This window comes from Bacillus sp. WC2503 (assembly GCF_052682895.1).
In genome coordinates this window covers 4,811,605-4,831,954 of sequence record NZ_JBQYMD010000001.1, presented here as the reverse complement: position 1 = coordinate 4,831,954, position 20,350 = coordinate 4,811,605, and the positions used below count along the sequence as shown (strand labels likewise).

Genomic DNA, 20,350 nt, shown 5'->3' with positions numbered 1-20,350 from the left:
TGCCATGAGCTTTGATGATATTTTGTCACCTGTCTTTTTATCTTTACGAGTAGCTGCATACGCCACCATTATCGTCACAATTTTAGGAACGATTATCGGTCGGTCACTAGCACGCTCCTCATGGAGATATAAAGTAATACTAGAAACTATTTTCTTATTACCAATGGTACTTCCGCCAACTGTAATCGGCTTTTTTCTCATTATTATTTTTGGAAATAACAGCCCCATTGGAAAGTGGATAGAATCGGTATTTCAGCAGTCCATTATGTTCACATCTACTGCTGCTATCATTGCTTCTACAGTTGTCGCATTTCCGCTCATGTATCAATCAGCAAAAACAGGATTTTCGATCGCAAATGTACAAATTGAAGAGGGCGCTCGCGATCTCGGCGCCAGTGAATATCAAGTTTTTCTACACGTTACACTACCGCTTGCATTTCCTGCATTACTAAGCGGTATGATCTTAAGCTTTGTTCGTGCACTAGGAGAATTTGGTGCTACACTCATGTTTGCTGGGAATATTCCTGGCAAAACACAGACAATCCCAACAGCAATTTATATGGCCATTGATGCAAGTAATATGCAACTCGCTTGGACACTTGTAATTATCACTATCAGTATGTCACTCATATTTCTCCTATGTATTCAGCTCATTAATAAAAGAATTACTAATTCTTAAAGCAGCTTTCGACAAAAGCTGCTTTTTTATTTCTTAGGAAATAAAAAATACTATATAAAGTGACTGAATTTTACCTTTTATTTAAATATACATTCTATTTGAATTTACTTTCTAAAATAGGCAATTTCCTGTTATTATATGGAGGTGTTTGAAAAAATGAAGAAATGAAAACGCATTTATATCGTGAATTCTTCATCCTGTTTTAGCGATCGGTAATCTTCTACTCTATTAGTGGGGCATTACCGATCGTTAGAACGATATGTAATTATATTGGTATAGCAAACCGAAGGGAGTCTTGTAATGGACATTTTATTAGCGCTTCTTCCTGCAATTGCATGGGGAAACATCTTATTAGTAAGCGTAAAAATGGGCGGTGGTGCATATAGCCAAACGGTAGGTATGACAATCGGTGCTCTATTCTTCGCAACAGTTATGTATGTATTTACTCAACCAGCTTTAACAATGACAATCTTGATTGTTGGTTTTATTTCAGGTGTATTCTGGGCTTTAGGACAAGTAAACCAATTAAAAACAGTTGAAAAGTTAGGTGTTTCTACTACTGTAACGATTTCTACTGGTATGCAACTTGTTGCAACTTCTATCTTTGGAGTTATCGCTTTCCGCGAGTGGACTACTACAACAACGATCATTATGGGAACGATTGCAATCCTATTAATCGTAGTTGGCGTTGTATTCACATCATTAGATGATAAAGAAAATGCACAGCCACCAGGACAATTGAAAAAAGGACTTCTTACTTTAATTGTTTCTACTTTCGGCTATCTTGTATATGTAATTATTATTCGTTGGTATAACATTGATGGTTGGTCTGCTATTTTACCACAAGCAGTTGGTATGTTTGTCGGTGCGGTTGTACTGACATCTAAACATAAGCCATTTAACAAATATGCAATTCGTAATGCTTTATCTGGTTTACTTTGGGGAACAGGAAACTTATTCTTACTTCTTTCATTACCACGTGTCGGAGTAGCGACAAGCTTCCCATTATCTCAAACTGGAATCGTTATCTCAACATTCGGTGCGATTGTCTTCTTAGGTGAAAAGAAAACAAAACGTCAATTGATCTTTATTGCACTAGGTAGTGTTTTAATTATCGGCGGCGCTGTATTACTTGGTCTAACAAAAGCATAAACTTATATTCTATTAAAAACCCCTGAGGCATATGTGTCCCAGGGGTTTTTTCGATTTTAATTATTTTCTAAATATAATTATTTACACGCACTTGTCCTTTATAGTTCTTCTTCCACTCTAGCAAACCAGCTACACATATAAAGAGATTAATAACAGCTAGTATTAGCATGACATATAAACCAGTGGAAATATAAATTACAATGCTAACTACGTTATACAAAATCCATAAATGCCAGTTCTCTAAGATTTTTCGACTTAGCATAAATTGAGCTACTATTCCTAATACAGCATTTAAAGCGTCTAAATATGGACTTGTCGATTCTAAATGACGGACTTGATAATAGCCCCAACCAACCCAAGCAACTAAAATAAAAATTATATAAAAGGTCCACCCCTTTAAATCTAAACGGACAGTTGCTTTTACCTCTTCTTCCCCACTACGTGCAATCCAATAATACCAACCATATACATTAAATATAAATTGAAAGACTGCTAATACTGCCATTGCATATAAATCTTGTATAATGAAAATATACAGAAATAATGTAACAGTAATCATACCAAATAAAAAGTTGGATACTTTTTCTCTTGCTAATAACCAAACATTAACAATCCCCATAACCGATGCGAAAATTTCAATATAACTCGATTGAATGTAAAATCCAACCAATACGCAAATAATACTAGAAATGAGTAAAAAAAGTGGACTTCTAACCATATTTATCTCTCCCCAGATGTGTAATAAATTCCATATCACCAGTATAAGGAACTCCTCTTATTTTTATCATGAATTCCCTTATTCAAAAACCCCCTCATTATCTATTCCATATACGGTAAGTCTTTTCTTTTTACAAAATTCTCTTAAAAATGGTATCGTTTTTTATAACATATCTCTACTAGAAGGGAATAAAGGATATGCTTACTAAACATCGAATTTTATTTATTGGTGCCGGTCGTATGGCAGAAGCTATCTTCTCCGGGTTACTTAAAACGAGTAAAGAATATATCGAAGAAATTATCGTTTCCAACCGAAGCAACATAGAAAAACTAGAACAATTACAAGGGCGATATAATGTGTCCATCACTACAGACTGGAAGCAGCATATTACATCCGTTGATACGATTGTTTTAGCAATGCCACCAGCTGCACATGAACAGTTATTACAGGAGTTATCTCCTCTTCTAACTGAGCAATTCGTTGTGACCGTTGCTGCCGGAATTGGACCATCTTATTTAGAAAAACGGCTTCCTCAAGGGACACCTGTTGCCTGGATTATGCCAAATACAGCTGCCGAAATCGGAAAGTCCATCTCCTTATATACGACGGGACATTCCGTAGGTGAAACGCATCAAGAAACGCTACAACTCCTTTTAAAAGGTATTGGTACCTCACAGTTTTGTACTGAAGAGGAAGTTCATCAACTTACCGCCATTACTGGTAGTGCACCTGCTTTTCTCTATCACTTTGCTGAAGGTTTAATTGAAGCGACGAAAAACTATGGAATTGATGAGAAAACGGCAAACCACCTTGTCATTCAAATGATTGCTGGTTCTGCCGCTATGCTCCAACAAAACGAAGATCCAGCTATGCTCCGAGAACAAGTAACAACACCAGGAGGTTCAACTGCTGAAGGCTTAAAAGTTCTATATGAAAATAATTTTTCAGAAGTCATTCAACAAGCAGTTGAAGCAACAAATAAAAAAGCTAGGGGGAAATAATATGAATTTAACAAGTTTAAAAGACTATACAACATTACATAATGGTGTAAAAATGCCTTGGTTCGGTTTAGGTGTGTTTAAAGTAGAGGACGGATCAGAAGTAATTGATTCTGTAAAAGCAGCTATTAAAAACGGATACCGCAGCATCGATACTGCAGCAATCTATCAAAATGAAGAAGGCGTTGGTCAAGCAATTCGCGAATCTGATATTCCTCGTGAAGAGCTATTTATCACTTCAAAAGTATGGAATAGCGATCAAGGTTATGAAACAACAATTCAAGCATTTGAAACTACATTAGAGAAATTAGGCCTAGAATATTTAGATTTATATTTAGTACATTGGCCTGTAAAAGAGAAATATACTGAATCATGGAAAGCGTTAGAAAAGCTTTATAAAGATGGTCGTGTTCGTGCTATCGGTGTGAGTAATTTCCACATTCACCACTTACAAGACGTATTTGAAATTGCTGAAATTAAGCCAATGGTCAACCAAGTGGAATACCACCCTCGTTTAGCACAAGAAGAATTACATGCTTTCTGTAAAGAACATAACATCCAGCTCGAGGCTTGGTCACCATTAATGCAAGGGCAACTACTGGATCATCCAACATTACAAGAAATTGCGACAAAATATAGTAAATCAACTGCACAAGTTATTTTACGCTGGGATTTACAAAATGAAGTTGTAACGATTCCTAAATCAATTAAAGAGCACCGCATTATTGAAAATGCAAACATCTTTGATTTTGAATTAAGCTCGGATGATATGAAAGCAATTCAAGCTTTGAATGAAAATCATCGCGTCGGTCCAGATCCAGATAACTTTAACTTCTAGCAGAAAAACCACTGCCATGTGCAGTGGTTTTTTCACTTTTAAAAAAACTGAAAATTTAAACTATATTTCATTTGATTGACACTTCATTATCCAAGGTGTAAGATTTTGAATTATCAAAGAAACACAAAAATTAATAAAATTCATTCGTTTACTCATTGTATCAAGAGAGGTGGAGGGACTGGCCCTTTGAAACCTCGGCAGCAGGTTCATTTTGAATACTGTGCCACTTCCTGCAAGCTTTATGCTTGAAAGATAGAATGAGGGACTTCGTTTATATACGGGTACATAACTTGTATGTGAAAATCCCTCTTTCTCAATCAGAAAAGAGGGATTTTTTTATTTTTCATTTCCCTCATCATCATCCAAACTTAATTATTTAGGAGGAAAATCAAATGAAAAAGAAGTTTGTACCCGGTATCGCATCAGTTGTAGGAGTAAGTATTTTATTAACTGGTTGCGGTAGTTATAAAAACGAAGCTAGCGGAGCAAATGCAAAAGACGAGGCATCTAGTAAACAGGTTTTAAACTTATCTTCACCTTCTGAAATACGAACAATGGATACAGCTCGTGCTACAGATACTGATTCCGGTCAAGTAATGAGAAACGTATTTGAAGGTTTGTATAATCTTGGTGAAGGTAACAAACCTGTCCCTGGCGTTGCAAAATCCCATGAAGTAAGTGGCGATAAAACGAAGTACACATTCCACCTGCGAGATTCAAAATGGTCAAACGGTACTCCTGTTACAGCGAAAGATTTCGTCTTCGCCTGGCAAAGAGCTGTTGATCCAGCAACAGCCTCTGAATATGCATTTTTATTCTTTGATATTAAAAACGCAAAACAAATTAACAACAAAGAGCTTCCAGCCGATCAACTTGGTGTAAAAGCAGTTGATGACTATACGTTTGAGGTAGAATTAGAGCGTCCTGTTCCGTACTTTATTAGCTTAACGGCGTTCCCAACATTTCTACCAATTAGCGAGGAATTCTTTAAAACACAAGGTGATAAGTACGCTTTAGAAGATAATACAATTTTGTATAACGGAGCTTTTACACTAAGTGATTGGAAGCATGAACAAAGCTTTAAATTTAAGAAAAACCCTACCTACTGGGATAAAGATACTGTCAAAATCGAAGAAATCAATTTCAACATCGTAAAAGAAAAATCAACAGAAGTAAATTTATTCGAATCTAAACAATTAGACCGTATAAAACTAACATCTGACTTCGTTGATAAATATAAAAAGGATGCTAATTTTAAAGAACGTCCGAACGTAGGGGTACAATTTTTACGTATGAATCAACAAAACAAAGTACTTCAAAACGTTTCTGCACGCCAAGCAATTGATCAAACGATTGATCGAAAGTCCTTTGTCAATACGTTATTAAATGATGGCTCTACACCAACCTTTGGTCTTGTGCCAAAAAACTTTGCAAAAGGTCCTGATGGAAAAGACTTCCGTGCTACAAACGGCGATTTAACAAAAGTTGATACGAAATCTGCACAAGAATTATGGAAAAAAGCAAAAAAAGAACTAGGTTCTGAAAAGATAACATTAGAATTATTAACAAGTGACGGTGACCTTGAGAAGAAGACTGGTGAGTTTCTAAAAGGTCAATTAGAAAAGAATTTAGAGGGCTTAACAGTAAATATAAAACCGCAACCACGTAAACAACAAGTTTCACTCTTATTAAAAGGTGACTACGAAATCGGAATTGATGGTTGGAGCCCTGACTTTGCTGATCCAATTACATTCCTTGAATTGTTTACAACGAATAACCCTTACAACTTAGATCATTACTCTAATAAAGAGTTCGACGAAGCAATTGAAAAGGTGAAAACTACTTTAGCTGGTGATGAAAAAGCCCGCTTTGATGCATTACTAGCATCAGAGAAAATATTATTTAAAGACTCTGTTATTGCTCCTCTTTACCAAAAAGGCGAATCTTATTTAGAGAAATCTTATGTGAAAGGCATTGTACAAGTAGACTTTGCAGGTCAATTAAACTTCAAATGGGCAAAAATTGAAAAATAAAGTGAAACTTTAAACAACGTATTTCCACCAACTCCCATTGTTTTTTTGACAAAATATATTAAAAGTAGATTCCTTAATATGAGTGAATCTACTTTTTCAATATATTATTCCAAGAAATTAACGCTTTGTTTTTATTATTGACATATAGTTCTTTCTGGTGTTAATATTCTAAATAATCAAAGAAACGAAATATTTAACCATCAAAATATAATATCTACTATGTTGAAACATATGACGATACATTATAGTTCAACATGTATATACATATAGAACACATGATTACCTATAAACAAATATTTATACTAGGTTTTATCTCTTTCTATAGCTACTTCAAGACATGGACAATATGACGTTATGAACAACACATTTAGGGAGGAACGAACAATGAAGAAAAAAGTTGTACCTGTTGTTGCATCTGTTTTAGGGGCAAGTCTACTACTAACTGCTTGTGGGGGAAATAAAAATAATGCAAGCGGAGCAAAAGCAAACGATAAAGCACCTGATAAACAAGCAATTAACTTATCATTTGCTTCAGAAATTCCAACAATGGATGTTGCGAAAGCAACGGATGGGGAATCCATGAACGTAATGCGAAATGTTTTTGAAGGTTTATATGCAATGGGCGAAGATAATAAACCAATTCCTGGTGTCGCTGAGTCGGTTGACGTTAGTCCTGATAAAACAAAATATACATTCCATCTTCGTGATTCGAAATGGTCAAACGGTACTCCTGTTACAGCAAAAGACTTCGCCTTCGCTTGGCAACGTGCTGTAAATCCTGAAACAGCTGCCGAATACGCATTCTTATTCTTCGATATAAAGAATGCAAAACAAATAAATCAAAAACAATTACCACTTGATCAATTAGGTGTCAAAGCCCTTGATGACAAAACTTTAGAAGTACAACTAGACCGTCCTGTTCCCTACTTCTTAAGCTTAACGACATTTGCAACATTCTTACCAATTAATGAAGATTACTTAAAATCGCAAGGTGATAAATACGGTTTAGAAACAAATCATTTAATCTACAACGGTGCTTTCACATTAGATAACTGGAAGCACGAACAAGGCTTCCAATTAAAGAAGAATCCTAACTATTGGGATGCTAAAACAGTAAAATTAGAAGAAGTCAACTTCAATGTCGTTAAAGATAAGTCTACAGAAGTTAACTTATATGATTCAGGACAAATTGACCGTGTTGCTTTAACTGCGGAGTTTGTTGATAAATATAAGGGCGATCCAAACTTCAAAGAACGTGCTGAAGTCGGCATTCAATTTTTACGACTCAATCAAAAAAATGAAGTATTAAAAAATCAACATGCACGCCTTGCTATTAACGGCGCAATGAATAAAAAAGCATACGTAGAAACAATTTTAAATAACGGTGCTGTTCCAGCTGAAGGAATGGTTCCTGCGAAATTTGCAAAGAGCCCAGAGGGCACTGACTTCCGCAAAGAAAACGGAAACCTAGTCAAAGATGATGTGAAATCAGCGAAAGAAAACTGGAAAAAAGCGAAGCAAGAACTTAGTACTGACAAAGTAACACTTGAACTATTAACAAGTGATAATGCTTTAGCTAAAAAGACTGGCGAATATTTAAAAGGTGAACTGGAAAAGAATCTAGATGGATTAACAGTGAATTTAAAGCCACAACCACGTAAACAACAGTTGAAATTACTATTAAGTGGTGATTATGAAATCGGAATTGATGGCTGGGGTCCTGACTTCGCTGATCCTATTACATTCTTAGATTTATTCACAACAGATAGTGCTTATAACTTTGATAAATACTCTAACAAAGAGTACGACGAGCTAATTCATAAAGTGAAAACAGATTTAGCTGGCGATGAAAAAGCACGCTGGGAAGCAATGAAACAAGCTGAAAAAATCTTATTACAAGATGGCGCTGTCGCTCCTTTGTACCAACAAGGTCGCTCTTACTTACAACGCTCTTTCATTAAAGGACTTGTAACAACTGACTTCGGCGGTGAATTTAACTACAAGTGGGCAGAAGTTGCAAAATAATAAGTACTAATAAAAAGGTATCCAATTGAAGGATACCTTTTTACTGTGTACTTCATTAATTACAAGGTCTCTTCCCTTTATCATTTCTTTTATACCTATAGTGAGCCCCGCTACTAATTGTGTAACTAGTCTAATAAATAATAATGAGATAATATTTTCTCTAAATTAACTCCGGCAAATATTATTTTGTAATAGCCATTCGCTACGCATGTTGCGGGAAATAATCCCACATACAGGAATAAACATTTGTGTTAAAGAAATGCGAAAAAGACTATTGTCAACAATCCTCTTTCCCATCTTTTTGTATTGAACTAAAACTCATAATAAATATAAATACAAATATCAAATATGTTTTCCACGTCAAAGAAGGTATATGCCCTGACCAAAGATAGCTAATTAAATAGTTAATTCCCATAATACAAGATGACGCTACTAAACTAATACTTATTAGTTTTACATATTGGAGCATACATTTTCTCCTTACCTCATTCTTTTTCCATTTCTTCAAATTGCAGGTTCATTGGCTCTTCTAGGAGAGTTTCATAAAAACTTTCTGCCAAATCCGTTACAGGAATTTTTCCATCCACCTCATCAAATCGAATACTATCTAACCAGACACAACCTTCTCCTGATAATAAAACACCAAATGCAATACCAAGTGCTTCTTCTTTTATATCTAGTACAACCGAGTACGATTGCCAGTTATTCGTATTTTTAATTGGACGATTTTGCATGTTATCCATAGCAATCGGCTCCGTATTTTTTCCATCTACTCGCATCCACAATCCTGCCCAATCTTTTACATTCTCACTCTTAATAAATGCTGTTAAACGTAATCTCTTACCTACATAGTTATCCGCTCGAAACATTTGCATTAATGTTGAAAATCCTCCGTGCGTAACGTTCTCTTTTGCTTTTATATATGCAGATACTTTTCCTTGATGGGCAATTTCGTAATCTAAACCCATCTCATATTCAGCGGGATGACTTCCACTTAATACCCATCCTTTCGGTATACCTTTTTCCATTGAAATCCCCTCTCTTTCTATATAAAATGACTGGAAATACTTTCGATATTTTTTTGGTGGTAATTGAAACATTCTTTTAAAAGCTCTAGTAAATGCCTCTTGTGAGGAAAAACCGTATTGCACTGCAATATTAATGACTGCTCTTTCAGTCGATACCAAATCTTGTGCAGCATGAGTTAATCTTCTCTTACGAACATAATCCGTTACACTCATCCCAACATATCTTTGAAAGATGCGATGAAAATGGTACATCGATACTGCACTGTGAGATGCCACTCTTTCTGTTGTAAGCTCCTCATGTAAGTGATTCTCTATATATTCAATTGATTTTTTTATTATCTCTTTATATTCTTCATGCATTTTAGTCCCTCCCTCACAACTTCAATTTACCATATACATACAAATTGTTTTGATTTAAATTGCGGATTAGCCCTTATGACTGCAGGATAATAATTTATTTTCAACACATACATAATTACATGTTTTTGGGAAAAACTTGTATAGAACGAATTTACATAAGGAGGAATTTATAATGAGAATTCTACTATCAGTTTTATTAGCTCTTATGCTAGTACCTGCATTAACAGGATGTAAAGCTCCTGCAAAAGAAGACACAACTTCTAATAAAAAGACGACTGAAGAAGCAAAAAATGAGGCTCCTGCAGATTTAAAACTAAACTTCAATGAATTCGATTTAAAGGCAGACTACCAAGATACAAAGAAAGACTACGAAGCAGACTATAAAAATGTAGCAGCTGATAAGAAAATGGAAGCAAAAATTGAAGATCATAAAGCAGATGTAAAATTAACAGGAGACGAGGCTATCACAAAATTAAGCCCACTTCTACAAGAATTAAAATTTGATAAAGATACTGCTGACCAAGAAGTAATCGATCAAGTAGTGAACGTGTTCAAACTTGATAAAGACTATCAAAAATTCGATTTAGAAGTTGTCTTCTCTGATGGAACGAAAAAAGAATATAAAAGAGAAATAAAATAAAGAAGTAGGCGGTTGCCTACTTCTTTATTTTTTAATTTTTGCGTACCTTAGTTCTGGACTAGAACCGATAATGAATTGGACACCGGATACTGATGGTTTTTGTAAATATGAGGAACTTGGGAAAATAATTGGGATTAATGGTGAATCTGTAAACATAATATCTTCCGCTTTATGCAATAATTCAAAACGCTTATCCTCGTTTTGTTCAACTTTTGCTTCTTTTATTAAAGCGTCAAATTCTTTATTATGCCATTTTGCATAGTTATTCGGACCATCACCTGCATATAAATCTAGTTTAGTAATTGGATCTAATAAAGAGCCGCCCCATCCCATATAAGCTAATTGGAAATCACTTTGCTTGTATGTGTCGATGTAACTCTTCCACTCTTTATTTTCTAATTTAATATCTACTCCAAGATTTTTCTTAAACATTTCTTGCATTGCTTCTGCTACTTTTTTATGTTGTGTATCTGTAGTGAATTTTAATGTTACTTCAGGTAATGTAGACCATCCTTGTTCTTTCATACCTTCTTCTAATAATTTTTTCGCTTCTGCTGGATCAAATTTAACGTAATCACCTTTTTCTTTACGGAAATCACGGCCACTTTGTGTTTTTGCTCCTTCTGGAACGAATGCATATGCTTCTTGCGCATTATTTTTATACAATTTTTCAACGATAAATTTGCGATCAACCGCTAATGAAAATGCTTTACGTACCTTCGCATTTGTAAACGGCTCTTTTTCTACGTTAAACGAGTAAATATAAGATGAGAATCCTGCAACACGCTTATATTCTTTATTTCCTTTTTCTTTTTCAATCATCTCTTGTGGTAAACCACTTAGTAAATCTAATTCTTTTGATTTAAATAATTGATACGCTGTTTTAGAGTCTGTAATAATACGAAACTCAATTTCTTTTAGAGTTACCTTTTTATCGTAGAATTCTTTATTTTTTTGTACTGTAATTGCCTGGTTATGCTTCCACTCTTTTAACGTGAATGGCCCATTCGTAATTAACTCTTTTGGATCTGTTTTTAATTTATTATTATCATCAATTGACTTTTTAGATAATGGAATAAATAGTGAGCTTGCTAATTTTTGTTTAATAGAAGCAACTGGATGTTCAAGAGTTACCTTTAATGTTTGAGGATCAACGACTTGAATACCAACTTGTCCCTCTTCACCTTTTCCAGTATTGTATGCCTCTGCCCCTTTAATAAAATACATTTCTGTCGCATTCATAGAACCCGTTTTCGGATTTAATAATCGCTTCCATGCAAATTCAAAATCATTTGCTGTAATAGGAGAACCATCTGACCATTTAATATCTTTCTTTAAATGAATTGTATACTCAGTTCCATCAGCATTTACGTCTTCTTTCTCCGCTAATTCATTTTGATATTTCCCATCACTATCTTGTGTATATAAGCTTGAGAATAAATGTCCAATTACATAACCTGAAGTACTATCTGTCGCAATAGCGGAATCAAGTGTATATGGATCGCTACCAATATTCGTTACTAATCGATCTCCTTCTCCCTTACCAGCACTCGCCTTTTGCGTTTCTTTCTTACCGCAAGCAACAGAAGTAATTGCTAAAACAGTCATAATGACAAACAGTAAAAACTTCTTCATCCTACATTCTCCTTTAACCTGAAATTTTTGGTGTTGATGCTAATAATGTTTTTGTATAAGAATGTTGTGGATTACGGAATACTTCGTCCGTATTTCCAAATTCAACAAGTTCTCCTTTGTATAAGACAGCTACTTTTTCACATAAATAGTGAACCATCGGTAAATCATGAGCGATGAATAAATATGTATAACCTTGTTCTTTTTGGATTTTTTGCAGCAGATGTACAATTTGAATTTGCAATGAAACGTCTAATGCTGAAATTGGTTCATCAAGAATCAATGCTTCTGGCTCACACAATAACGCTCTTGCAATAGCGATACGTTGACGTTGTCCTCCGCTAAATTCATGCGGATATCGATCAATATATCTTCTATCTAATCCAACACGCTCTAGCGCATCACCTGCTACTTTATCCTTCAGCCCTTTATCACCTAAACCGAATGAAATATAACCTTCCGTTACGCTATCGCGTACTTTCCAGCGCGGATTTAATGCAGCTGTAGAATCTTGAAAAATGAACTGTACTTTCTGTAAAAAATCTCGCTTATGAGCTGACTTCAGCGTGTGAACAACTTGACCGTTATAATTAATTTCACCAGACGTTGGACTCTCAATCCCCGCTATGAGCTTTCCAAGTGTTGTTTTTCCTGAACCACTTTCACCAATAATGCCAAGTGTTGTTCCTTTCGGGATAGAAAGTGATATGTCTTTTAACGCTGTGATTTCTTTACTTTTACTTCCATATATTTTCGTTACTTGCTTTACAGTAATTAAATCTGTCGTCATGAGGCATTCACCTTCTCTTTTGATTTCGCTTTATTATGCTCTAGAACATGCTGCCAACAATGTGAACTATGCGCCTTAGAATATGTTGTTCTCTCTGGGAAACGATGAATACATTCTTTTATCGCTACTGGGCAACGATTTACAAAAGGACAACCAAAGCTATTTAATGTTTCAATGGAAGGTGTCGTTCCTTCTATAGCACGTAATACCTTTTCGGAATCATCCATATTCGGAATTGCTTGTAATAAGCTTTTCGTATATGGATGTTTAGGAGAACCTATTACCTCCTGTATCGTTCCTTTTTCAACGACACGTCCCCCGTACATAACAACTACTCGATCAGCTACTTCACGCACAAGTGCCAAATCATGTGTAATTAATAAAATACTCGTATTTTGTTTTTCTTTCCTTTCTTTTAATAGCCCCATAATTTGTTTCTGAATCGTTACATCTAACGCTGTTGTCGGCTCGTCTGCAATTACAAGCTTTGGATGACAAGCGAATGCAATTGCTAAGCAAATACGTTGCCTCATCCCCCCACTTAATTGATGTGGGTATTGCTCAAAGCGTTTCTCTGCTTCATGTATCCCTAAATCATTTAGCAAGTTAATCGCAATTCCCTTTGCTTCTCTTTTCGATTTTTTCCCATGTTGCAAAATTACTTCTGTAATTTGTTTGCCTACCTTCATCGTTGGGTTTAAAGATGAAAGCGGATCTTGAAATATAAAGGAAATATCTTTTCCGCGAATTTGATTCCATTCTAATTCTTGTAAATTCGTTAATTCCTTTGATTGGAAAGATACATTTCCATCATCGATATGAATTGATTCTTGATTCAAGCCGATAATGGATTGTGCTGTAACACTTTTTCCTGAACCACTTTCTCCTACAAGTGCAACTATTTCACCTTCGTTAATAGAAAAGGAAACATGTTTCACAATTGCTTGCTTACTATTCTCTTTTTCAACGGCTAACGTTACGTTTTCTAAAGATAAGAGCTGTCCCATGTTTTTTCTCCTTTCGATTCCGTTTTACGATTTTTGGATCAATTGCATCTTGCAAACCATCACCAATTGCATTAAATGCGAACATAATGAGTGCAATCATGATTGCCGGGAAAAATAGCTGCCACCATTCTCCGCTCAATAATGTCCCGAGTGCATCATTCGTCATCGTCCCCCAACTTGCCGCTGGTGATTGTACCCCAAGTCCTATAAAGCTTAAAAATGATTCTGAAAAAATAGCTGCTGGAATTGTAAATGATAAATTGACGATAATAATCCCTGTTAAATTCGGAATTAAATGCCCATATATAATTTTTATATGTGATGTACCTAATCGCTCTGCTGCAATAACAAACTCTCGTTGTTTTAAAGACAATACTTGTGCTCGAATGAGACGAGCCATTCCAATCCATCCCGTTAATGCAAGGGCGATAATAATGGTGAAAAGACCTGGTTTCATAACAATTAATAGTAAAATAACAATTAATAAATATGGGATGCCGTATAATACTTCAATTCCTCTTATAATCCACTCATCAATTAACGTTCCAAGGCAATTACGCCCTCTCACATATCCACTAAATCCACCAATTAGTACACCAAGCCCTATATCGAGGGCAGCTGCTACTAATCCAACTGTTAGTGAAATCTTCCCACCAGCCCAAGTACGTGCCCAAATATCTCTCCCTAGATCATCTGTTCCAAACCAATGTTCACTACTCGGCGGTAAATTTGTTGCCTCTTTTACTTGTTCACTCGCAGTAAATGGCGTTAAACTTTCGCCAATAAGCGAGAAAACAATAATTAGCAATAACGTCACTGTTCCTAAAACTGCGATTGGATTCGATATAAACTTACGAAACACTTCTTTCTTTCTGCTAATCGTTTGCTGATTTTTATTTATCGTTAATTCTTTTTTCTCTTCTTTCGTTAATAACTGTTCATTAATTTCATAAGCTCCCATTTAAATATCCCCCCTCCTTATGTAATAGAACGAATACGTGGATCAACAATGCGGTGAATAATATCTGTAATGAAAATACAAGTAATTAATAATGCACTATAGAAAATTGTTGTTCCCATAATCACCGGATAGTCTCGGTTAAAAATACTATCTACAAAATATTTTCCTAGGCCAGGAATTGAAAAGATTTTTTCAATAACGAAAGTCCCTGTTAAAAGTCCAGCCATTAATGGTCCAACAAATGTCAGTACTGGAACAATCGCATTTGGAAGAGCATGTCTTATAATAATCTTCTTAATTGGTATGCCTTTCGCTCTTGCTAGCTTAATATAATCACTCTGCAATACTTCGATCATATTAGAACGAACAAACCTTGTAATAACCGCAATTGGACCTAACGCCAATGCGAAAGATGGTAATACGGTATGTTCGAATGTTCCCCAAGACGCTACTGGTAAAAGCTCAAATTGAATAGCGAATACTTGTATAAATAGTGGTGCTAAAATAAAACTTGGAATAGAAATACCGAGAATTGCGAGCAAACTCACACTATAGTCAATTACTTTCCCATGATATAGAGCAGCAAATGTACCTGCAGCAATTCCGACTAACAATGAAATAACAAGTGCTTGTAGACCAATAATTGCTGATGGACCAAAGCCAGTTGTTATAATTTCTGATACACCTTGCCCGGTTGATTGAACAGATTCACCAAAATCAAAATGAACTACACCGTCTAAATAAGCAACATATTGATTCCACAACGGTTCATCAAGGTGATACTTCGCTCTCATGTTTTGAATCACTTCTTCAGGAAAGATTTTTGCATCTGATGAAAATGGATCTCCCGGAATGATATGCATAATTAGAAATGTTACTGTCGTAATAACCCATAGTGTGAACACCATAACCGATAATTTTTTAATTACATACACTTCAATAACCCCCTAAACACATAAATTTACTTTGTTTTATGAACGTACTTTTTCCATTACTCCCTTTTCTCTTTTTAGAATACAAAAAACCTTGATCTTAAAAAATAAGATCAAGGCTTAATAAACAAAGGCCCATCACTTATCTTTCAAGACTTGCTTGCTGGAATTAGCACGGTGTTCCTATTACAGAACCCGCTGCTGAGGTGTCATAGGGCCAGTCCCTCTACCTCTCTGGATAAGTAAATTGCTATATTATTATTTGGTTCAAATTGTATATTTCGAATTATAATTCTGAAAAAATGAAAAGTCAATCAAATTGGATATGTTTAGAAAAATCAGTTTTCGATGAGGTTATTTATCTAAATCGCAGTTTTTTGTTTATAATATAAAGAAATGATATTAAAGGAGCTATATGATGGATCCCTTACTTCTAGCAACTATAGGACTGCCATTAACAATTGTTATACTTGTTATCATTGGATTTTATAAACTTTTCATTAAAAAGAAAAGCGTTACTTCTTTTTACACACCCTTCGATAATATTACCGGACAAACTATTTCCGAATTTCACGAAGAGCAGAAAGTGTTAGTATACGAAGATGAAGATGGTGATGGTAAGAAGAAAAAATAACCTTGCATGTGCAAGGTTATTTTTTCGTTTCTGTTTGAAAACGTTTATAGTATGTCGATGCTGTTGCAAAATTAATTTCTATATCACGAATTAATGATGAATCTTCTTCTTTAGCTAACTTCTGTAATTTTTTCATCGCTTGTTCCGATTCATTCAAGAAACCAACATATACCTCATGTTCTTGCTCTTTCGACTTCGGAACATGAATTTCTTTACGTATATTATCAATATCTTCTAACATGCTCGTTGTTACTTTTTGCACATCTTCTTTATATGCAGCATTCGTTATTTCCTTACCGCCCTTTTCCTTTGCCACTTCAAATAACTGCAGTGCTTTATTGATTTCTTTATTCATTTTTATATCATATTTTTCATGTACTGCGCTGTATTCTTTCATTTCTTCTGTTTGTTCTGTAGATTGCTCTACCTTCTCTTTCGGTTCTTTCGTATCTTTATTTCCATTACATCCCGCTAGAAGAATCATACTTCCCATTACAGCAATACCCAAAACCTTCTTCATCTCTTTTTCTCCTTTTATCTACATCTACTTCTATCTATAGTTTCTTTTATCTCCACTTGTTATTATACCGAGAACGCCCTACTTTTTACACTTAAGAGGATACCTTAATATATATACCAACATTTTTGTCACAGTATCGTCACTTTATGCAAATAACTTTTGCATCACCTTACAAAGCTGTATGAGTTATTTCAAAGAAATGAAAAAAGAGCTGATTCAAAAATATTTGAATCAACTCTTTTTTATAATTTAAGCTTCTAAATTTTGTCTTTGTTGCAGTTCAAAATGCTTTTCACTTCTTCTGGCCATAAATAGATAACATAATACAGCACCAATTTCACAAAGAGCTATCACAATACCCATCGGCAATGCCGTATTACTTCCACCAATACCTACTAATGGTGCAACAAGTGCCCCTGAAATAAACTGTAATAAGCCTAGTAAAGCTGATGCTGTTCCTGCCGCTTGTTTTTGATTTCTCATTGCTAACGAGAAGCCGGTTGTCGATACAACCCCAACACTTGATACAACAAGGAATAACGAGCATAAAACACCAATGAGACCTATTCCTAATACGATTGTAAGTAGTAGAGATAAGCCACCAACAGCGGCGATAATAATACCGGAAACAAATAATGTTTTCTCATTCACTTTTCCTGCTAAACGACCAGTAACTTGGCTGGCAATAATAATACCGATACCGTTAATCGCAAAGAATAAACTAAACTGCTGTGGTGATGCCCCGTATATATTTTGCAACACAAATGGTGATCCCGAAATGTAGGCAAACATTGCCGCTGTTACTAATCCTTGTGACAATGCATATCCCATAAACAAGCGATCTTTCAGAAGCTTTCCGTATGTCGCCAATGTTCCTGACAAACCACCTGTCTCTCTTTCTTCAGGAGGTAATGTTTCACGTAATACGAAAGTAGCCGAGATTAACATAAATACACTAATTGCTCCAAGAACGATAAAAACACCACGCCACGTTGTAAACTGTAATAATTGCCCCCCGATAATCGGGGCCAAAATAGGTGCTGCTCCGTTTACTAACATAAGTAGTGAGAAAAACTTCGTCATTTCAGAACCTGAGTACATATCTCTTACCATTGCACGGGATATAACGATACCAGCAGAGCCCGAAGCGCCTTGTAAGAAACGTAAAAGCACTAAAGTCCAAATAGACGGTGCTACAGCACAAAGTAATGAAGAAGCAACATAAATAATAAGAGCAATAATAAGAGGTTTGCGCCTTCCGTAAATATCACTAATTGAACCGACAAATAATTGTCCTACTGAAAGCCCAAGTAAACATGCTGTCAACGTAAGCTGCGCAAGGGATGCACCCGTTTGTAAATCATCCGTTAATTTCGGTAACGAAGGCAAATACATATCAATAGATAACGGCCCAATCGCCGTAAGTGTTCCTAATACAAGAATCATCCATAACCTGTTCATCTTTACAGGTTTATATATTTCGTGATTAACTTCATTCACTTTTTCCATTCACCCTTTCGTATTCATACTGAATCGTAACAATTATAGTTACAACATAAACATACGTCAAGTATAGCGCATTTTCCTCTTTCATAATGTAAAAAAAAGCGATAGAAATTCTATCGCTTTACTTTTTCAAGTTGCTATTTGTAAATTTAGATACGGAAGACATCGCCTCTCCTGTATCTAAGTATGTGATTTGAATTGGATCTCCCACTTCTGTAAACATAGCATATGGGAATTTTTTCGCAGGTATCATAAATACTTTTTGTTCATTTTCTAACAGTACATACACAATTGTATTTTCACCTGATTTTTCTTTATATACTCGCTGTACAATACCTTCTTTTTGCGCTTCTTTTCCACTCGAAGTTGGTCTAAATGAATCTCCACTCCCGCTTAGCGCATTTTTATAATTTTCAAGAGCTTCTTTTTGCGTCGAACCTGTTGCAAATATTTTTGCATTAGAAGCATAGATGACAGTATGGGCACGTACTAATCCCCCGTCATCAATAACAGGTACAATCCAAGAAGGTTTACCGTACACGTTATAAATAACCGGCATCGTTCCATGCCATTTCTCTCTTTTAAAGGAATTATCCACCACTTCTGAAGCAGCTGAACCATCCATAATTCCCTTTACTTCTTTTCCGTTATAGTAATACAACTTACCTGTACGTGCATCAATAAGTGAATAACCTAACGCAGAATCTACTCCTTCTTTTGGAGAGGTGAAATCAGTAAAGTAATATAGCGTTCCATCCTTACCGAAGATTGGTGTCACTCCTTCTTTCGTCCCCCACTCAGTCGGAATCTTCATATCAGTTTGCGAGAATTTTGTATTCCAAAATCCGTGAATATATTTACCGAAATACGTATTTAATGTAGATGCGGTCTCATGATTCAATACACCATCAACAAATTTAGGTGCCTTTCCTTTATCATATCTTTTCACTTCACCTGTTTGTGCATCTACTACAACAACACCCTCTACCTCAAATCCAGATCTCCCTGAAATAAATTCACCATATGTCATTGTATAATACGGTTTCCCTTTATCATCAACTTCAAATTTAGGTTTCCCTTTAAAGATTAAATTTGGTTCGGATTTTCGTACGACACGCTCTAAATTATTCCCGAAAAACATGCTTGGCACGTATTTCATCTTATAACCGAGATGCAGTTTCGCTTCGGCATCAGGGTTCGTACCTGACATCGTTACGTACCCTGGAATTGTTTCAGCTTTACGTGCTTTAAAAAATCCTGAAACTTCAATCGGCGCTACATATAAAGCCTCACCGTTTACCATTTGTGGCGTTAATTCTCCTAGCTCAAAATAAGCTACTTTCGGAATATCCCCAAATACTTTTTTCATCTTATTCTCCGCTGTCTTTGGCGGCACTGTAAACGGCTGATCATTTTCAGTAAATGGCTCTGAAATATCTTTCTCTACCTTAACAACAGAATCATATTTCTTTTGCGTGATTACTATATCGTGCAAATAACCAAAATAGCCGTAACTTGCAAGTAAAACAAACATTAGAAGACCTTTTAATGTACCTTCTAATTTCCCTATCTGATCTTGTGAAAATAAAACAAGCCCAATTAAAATTGCTACTGCAACAGAATAATGAGTAAGAATCGAATCTGCTCGATCATCAATTAGCCAAAAATATTCATAGATTGCAATACCTATCCAAAATAAAACAGGAATAACTAAAATGGATGATTTCTTACCCTTTACAACCTTCTCATCCCCCTTCTTATCCACTGCTCGAAGTTTACTACCGCTTCTTGTCCATGGAATCAAAAACAAAGTGAGAATAACTAAAACTAAAAATTTCATCAAAGGCAATGTCCCCTTTTCTTTTGTCTTCCCTTTTAGTATAACAAACAAAGGGTA

General features: G+C 35.4%; 19 protein-coding genes, 1 pseudogene and 2 riboswitches. Of the genes and pseudogenes, 8 read left to right on the top strand and 12 right to left on the bottom strand.

From position 1 onward, the window contains the following. Positions 1–4 precede the first annotated feature (4 nt). On the top strand, positions 5–679 hold the full coding sequence (modB, locus tag ACUN26_RS25020) for a molybdate ABC transporter permease subunit (protein ID WP_002037814.1): 675 nt from the start codon (positions 5–7) through the stop codon (positions 677–679). 300 nt (positions 680–979) lie between these two features. Beyond that, complete coding sequence (locus tag ACUN26_RS25015) at positions 980–1,831, top strand: GRP family sugar transporter (RefSeq protein WP_000353553.1); 852 nt, start codon at positions 980–982, stop codon at positions 1,829–1,831. A 67-nt stretch (positions 1,832–1,898) separates the two neighbouring features. Here the strand turns inward: ACUN26_RS25015 and pnuC are convergent, their stop codons facing one another. Then, positions 1,899–2,549: a nicotinamide riboside transporter PnuC gene (pnuC, locus tag ACUN26_RS25010; RefSeq protein ID WP_000252475.1), complete on the bottom strand. Its 651-nt coding sequence runs from the start codon at positions 2,547–2,549 to the stop codon at positions 1,899–1,901. Between the two features lie 197 nt (positions 2,550–2,746). Between pnuC and proC the strand changes: the two genes are divergently transcribed. From proC to ACUN26_RS24990, 4 genes are all read left to right on the top strand, one after another. After that, positions 2,747–3,550, top strand: coding sequence for a pyrroline-5-carboxylate reductase (gene proC / locus ACUN26_RS25005; RefSeq protein WP_000956243.1), 804 nt, complete (start codon positions 2,747–2,749; stop codon positions 3,548–3,550). Position 3,551: 1 nt separating this feature from the next. Beyond that, on the top strand, positions 3,552–4,385 hold the full coding sequence (locus tag ACUN26_RS25000; RefSeq protein WP_001054813.1) for an aldo/keto reductase: 834 nt from the start codon (positions 3,552–3,554) through the stop codon (positions 4,383–4,385). Positions 4,386–4,539: 154 nt separating this feature from the next. Then, positions 4,540–4,644: riboswitch (SAM riboswitch) on the top strand. Between the two features lie 133 nt (positions 4,645–4,777). Continuing rightward, positions 4,778–6,418 carry a peptide ABC transporter substrate-binding protein gene (locus ACUN26_RS24995; RefSeq protein WP_000726492.1) on the top strand — a complete coding sequence of 547 codons (1,641 nt, stop codon included), beginning with the start codon at positions 4,778–4,780 and terminating at the stop codon, positions 6,416–6,418. A gap of 384 nt (positions 6,419–6,802) precedes the next feature. After that, a complete protein-coding gene (locus ACUN26_RS24990; protein ID WP_000731096.1) occupies positions 6,803–8,443 on the top strand; it encodes a peptide ABC transporter substrate-binding protein in 1,641 nt (546 codons plus the stop codon). A 6-nt stretch (positions 8,444–8,449) separates the two neighbouring features. Here the strand turns inward: ACUN26_RS24990 and ACUN26_RS24985 are convergent. The 3 genes and pseudogenes from ACUN26_RS24985 to ACUN26_RS24975 form a co-directional block, all read right to left on the bottom strand. Then, a pseudogene (locus ACUN26_RS24985) lies at positions 8,450–8,727 on the bottom strand (hypothetical protein). Then, positions 8,721–8,912, bottom strand: coding sequence for a hypothetical protein (locus ACUN26_RS24980; RefSeq protein ID WP_000942529.1), 192 nt, complete (start codon positions 8,910–8,912; stop codon positions 8,721–8,723). The pseudogene ACUN26_RS24985 and the gene ACUN26_RS24980 overlap by 7 nt, the downstream one beginning before the upstream one ends. A 16-nt stretch (positions 8,913–8,928) precedes the next feature. Next, positions 8,929–9,831, bottom strand: a complete 903-nt coding sequence (locus ACUN26_RS24975; protein ID WP_000544207.1) for a helix-turn-helix transcriptional regulator — start codon at positions 9,829–9,831, stop codon at positions 8,929–8,931. Positions 9,832–10,003: 172 nt separating this feature from the next. Between ACUN26_RS24975 and ACUN26_RS24970 the strand changes: the two genes are divergently transcribed. Continuing rightward, the gene (locus tag ACUN26_RS24970; RefSeq protein WP_001221551.1) at positions 10,004–10,471 is read left to right on the top strand and encodes a YusW family protein; all 468 of its coding nucleotides are present in this window, start codon (positions 10,004–10,006) and stop codon (positions 10,469–10,471) included. 24 nt (positions 10,472–10,495) lie between these two features. On the opposite strand, the gene ACUN26_RS24965 is transcribed toward ACUN26_RS24970, so the two are convergent. The 5 genes from ACUN26_RS24965 to ACUN26_RS24945 are packed head-to-tail and all read right to left on the bottom strand — an operon-like array spanning position 10,496 to position 15,796. Continuing rightward, positions 10,496–12,106 carry a peptide ABC transporter substrate-binding protein gene (locus tag ACUN26_RS24965; protein ID WP_000714104.1) on the bottom strand — a complete coding sequence of 537 codons (1,611 nt, stop codon included), beginning with the start codon at positions 12,104–12,106 and terminating at the stop codon, positions 10,496–10,498. Between the two features lie 13 nt (positions 12,107–12,119). Continuing rightward, the gene (locus ACUN26_RS24960; protein WP_000205656.1) at positions 12,120–12,893 is read right to left on the bottom strand and encodes an ABC transporter ATP-binding protein; all 774 of its coding nucleotides are present in this window, start codon (positions 12,891–12,893) and stop codon (positions 12,120–12,122) included. Next, a complete protein-coding gene (locus tag ACUN26_RS24955) occupies positions 12,890–13,900 on the bottom strand; it encodes an ABC transporter ATP-binding protein (RefSeq protein ID WP_000531246.1) in 1,011 nt (336 codons plus the stop codon). The genes ACUN26_RS24960 and ACUN26_RS24955 overlap by 4 nt, the downstream gene beginning before the upstream one ends. Beyond that, positions 13,857–14,861 carry an ABC transporter permease gene (locus ACUN26_RS24950; protein WP_000501534.1) on the bottom strand — a complete coding sequence of 335 codons (1,005 nt, stop codon included), beginning with the start codon at positions 14,859–14,861 and terminating at the stop codon, positions 13,857–13,859. The genes ACUN26_RS24955 and ACUN26_RS24950 overlap by 44 nt, the downstream gene beginning before the upstream one ends. A 17-nt stretch (positions 14,862–14,878) precedes the next feature. Next, on the bottom strand, positions 14,879–15,796 hold the full coding sequence (locus ACUN26_RS24945) for an ABC transporter permease (protein ID WP_000289319.1): 918 nt from the start codon (positions 15,794–15,796) through the stop codon (positions 14,879–14,881). 136 nt (positions 15,797–15,932) lie between these two features. Further along, a riboswitch (SAM riboswitch) is annotated at positions 15,933–16,038 on the bottom strand. A 173-nt stretch (positions 16,039–16,211) separates the two neighbouring features. Here ACUN26_RS24945 and ACUN26_RS24940 point away from each other — a divergent pair. Beyond that, positions 16,212–16,427, top strand: coding sequence for a DUF3951 domain-containing protein (locus tag ACUN26_RS24940; protein WP_000371394.1), 216 nt, complete (start codon positions 16,212–16,214; stop codon positions 16,425–16,427). Positions 16,428–16,443: 16 nt separating this feature from the next. Here the strand turns inward: ACUN26_RS24940 and ACUN26_RS24935 are convergent, their stop codons facing one another. From ACUN26_RS24935 to ACUN26_RS24925, 3 genes are all read right to left on the bottom strand, one after another. Continuing rightward, complete coding sequence (locus tag ACUN26_RS24935) at positions 16,444–16,947, bottom strand: hypothetical protein (protein WP_000756534.1); 504 nt, start codon at positions 16,945–16,947, stop codon at positions 16,444–16,446. Between the two features lie 249 nt (positions 16,948–17,196). After that, complete coding sequence (locus ACUN26_RS24930; protein WP_000416911.1) at positions 17,197–18,456, bottom strand: multidrug effflux MFS transporter; 1,260 nt, start codon at positions 18,454–18,456, stop codon at positions 17,197–17,199. Positions 18,457–18,574: 118 nt separating this feature from the next. Further along, entirely contained in the window at positions 18,575–20,293 is a 1,719-nt protein-coding gene (locus tag ACUN26_RS24925; RefSeq protein ID WP_000670921.1) for a DUF3981 domain-containing protein, read from the bottom strand. Positions 20,294–20,350: the final 57 nt, after the last annotated feature.

Bases quoted from the DNA above. Each gene is read 5' to 3' on its own strand.
- modB (WP_002037814.1), top strand. From the start codon at position 5: ATGAGCTTTGATGATATTTTGTCACCTGTCTTTTTATCTTTACGAGTA.
- ACUN26_RS25015 (WP_000353553.1), top strand. From the start codon at position 980: ATGGACATTTTATTAGCGCTTCTTCCTGCAATTGCATGGGGAAACATC.
- pnuC (WP_000252475.1), bottom strand. From the start codon at position 2,549: ATGGTTAGAAGTCCACTTTTTTTACTCATTTCTAGTATTATTTGCGTA.
- proC (WP_000956243.1), top strand. From the start codon at position 2,747: ATGCTTACTAAACATCGAATTTTATTTATTGGTGCCGGTCGTATGGCA.
- ACUN26_RS25000 (WP_001054813.1), top strand. From the start codon at position 3,552: ATGAATTTAACAAGTTTAAAAGACTATACAACATTACATAATGGTGTA.
- ACUN26_RS24995 (WP_000726492.1), top strand. From the start codon at position 4,778: ATGAAAAAGAAGTTTGTACCCGGTATCGCATCAGTTGTAGGAGTAAGT.
- ACUN26_RS24990 (WP_000731096.1), top strand. From the start codon at position 6,803: ATGAAGAAAAAAGTTGTACCTGTTGTTGCATCTGTTTTAGGGGCAAGT.
- ACUN26_RS24980 (WP_000942529.1), bottom strand. From the start codon at position 8,912: ATGCTCCAATATGTAAAACTAATAAGTATTAGTTTAGTAGCGTCATCT.
- ACUN26_RS24975 (WP_000544207.1), bottom strand. From the start codon at position 9,831: ATGCATGAAGAATATAAAGAGATAATAAAAAAATCAATTGAATATATA.
- ACUN26_RS24970 (WP_001221551.1), top strand. From the start codon at position 10,004: ATGAGAATTCTACTATCAGTTTTATTAGCTCTTATGCTAGTACCTGCA.
- ACUN26_RS24965 (WP_000714104.1), bottom strand. From the start codon at position 12,106: ATGAAGAAGTTTTTACTGTTTGTCATTATGACTGTTTTAGCAATTACT.
- ACUN26_RS24960 (WP_000205656.1), bottom strand. From the start codon at position 12,893: ATGACGACAGATTTAATTACTGTAAAGCAAGTAACGAAAATATATGGA.
- ACUN26_RS24955 (WP_000531246.1), bottom strand. From the start codon at position 13,900: ATGGGACAGCTCTTATCTTTAGAAAACGTAACGTTAGCCGTTGAAAAA.
- ACUN26_RS24950 (WP_000501534.1), bottom strand. From the start codon at position 14,861: ATGGGAGCTTATGAAATTAATGAACAGTTATTAACGAAAGAAGAGAAA.
- ACUN26_RS24940 (WP_000371394.1), top strand. From the start codon at position 16,212: ATGGATCCCTTACTTCTAGCAACTATAGGACTGCCATTAACAATTGTT.
- ACUN26_RS24935 (WP_000756534.1), bottom strand. From the start codon at position 16,947: ATGAAGAAGGTTTTGGGTATTGCTGTAATGGGAAGTATGATTCTTCTA.
- ACUN26_RS24930 (WP_000416911.1), bottom strand. From the start codon at position 18,456: ATGGAAAAAGTGAATGAAGTTAATCACGAAATATATAAACCTGTAAAG.
- ACUN26_RS24925 (WP_000670921.1), bottom strand. From the start codon at position 20,293: ATGAAATTTTTAGTTTTAGTTATTCTCACTTTGTTTTTGATTCCATGG.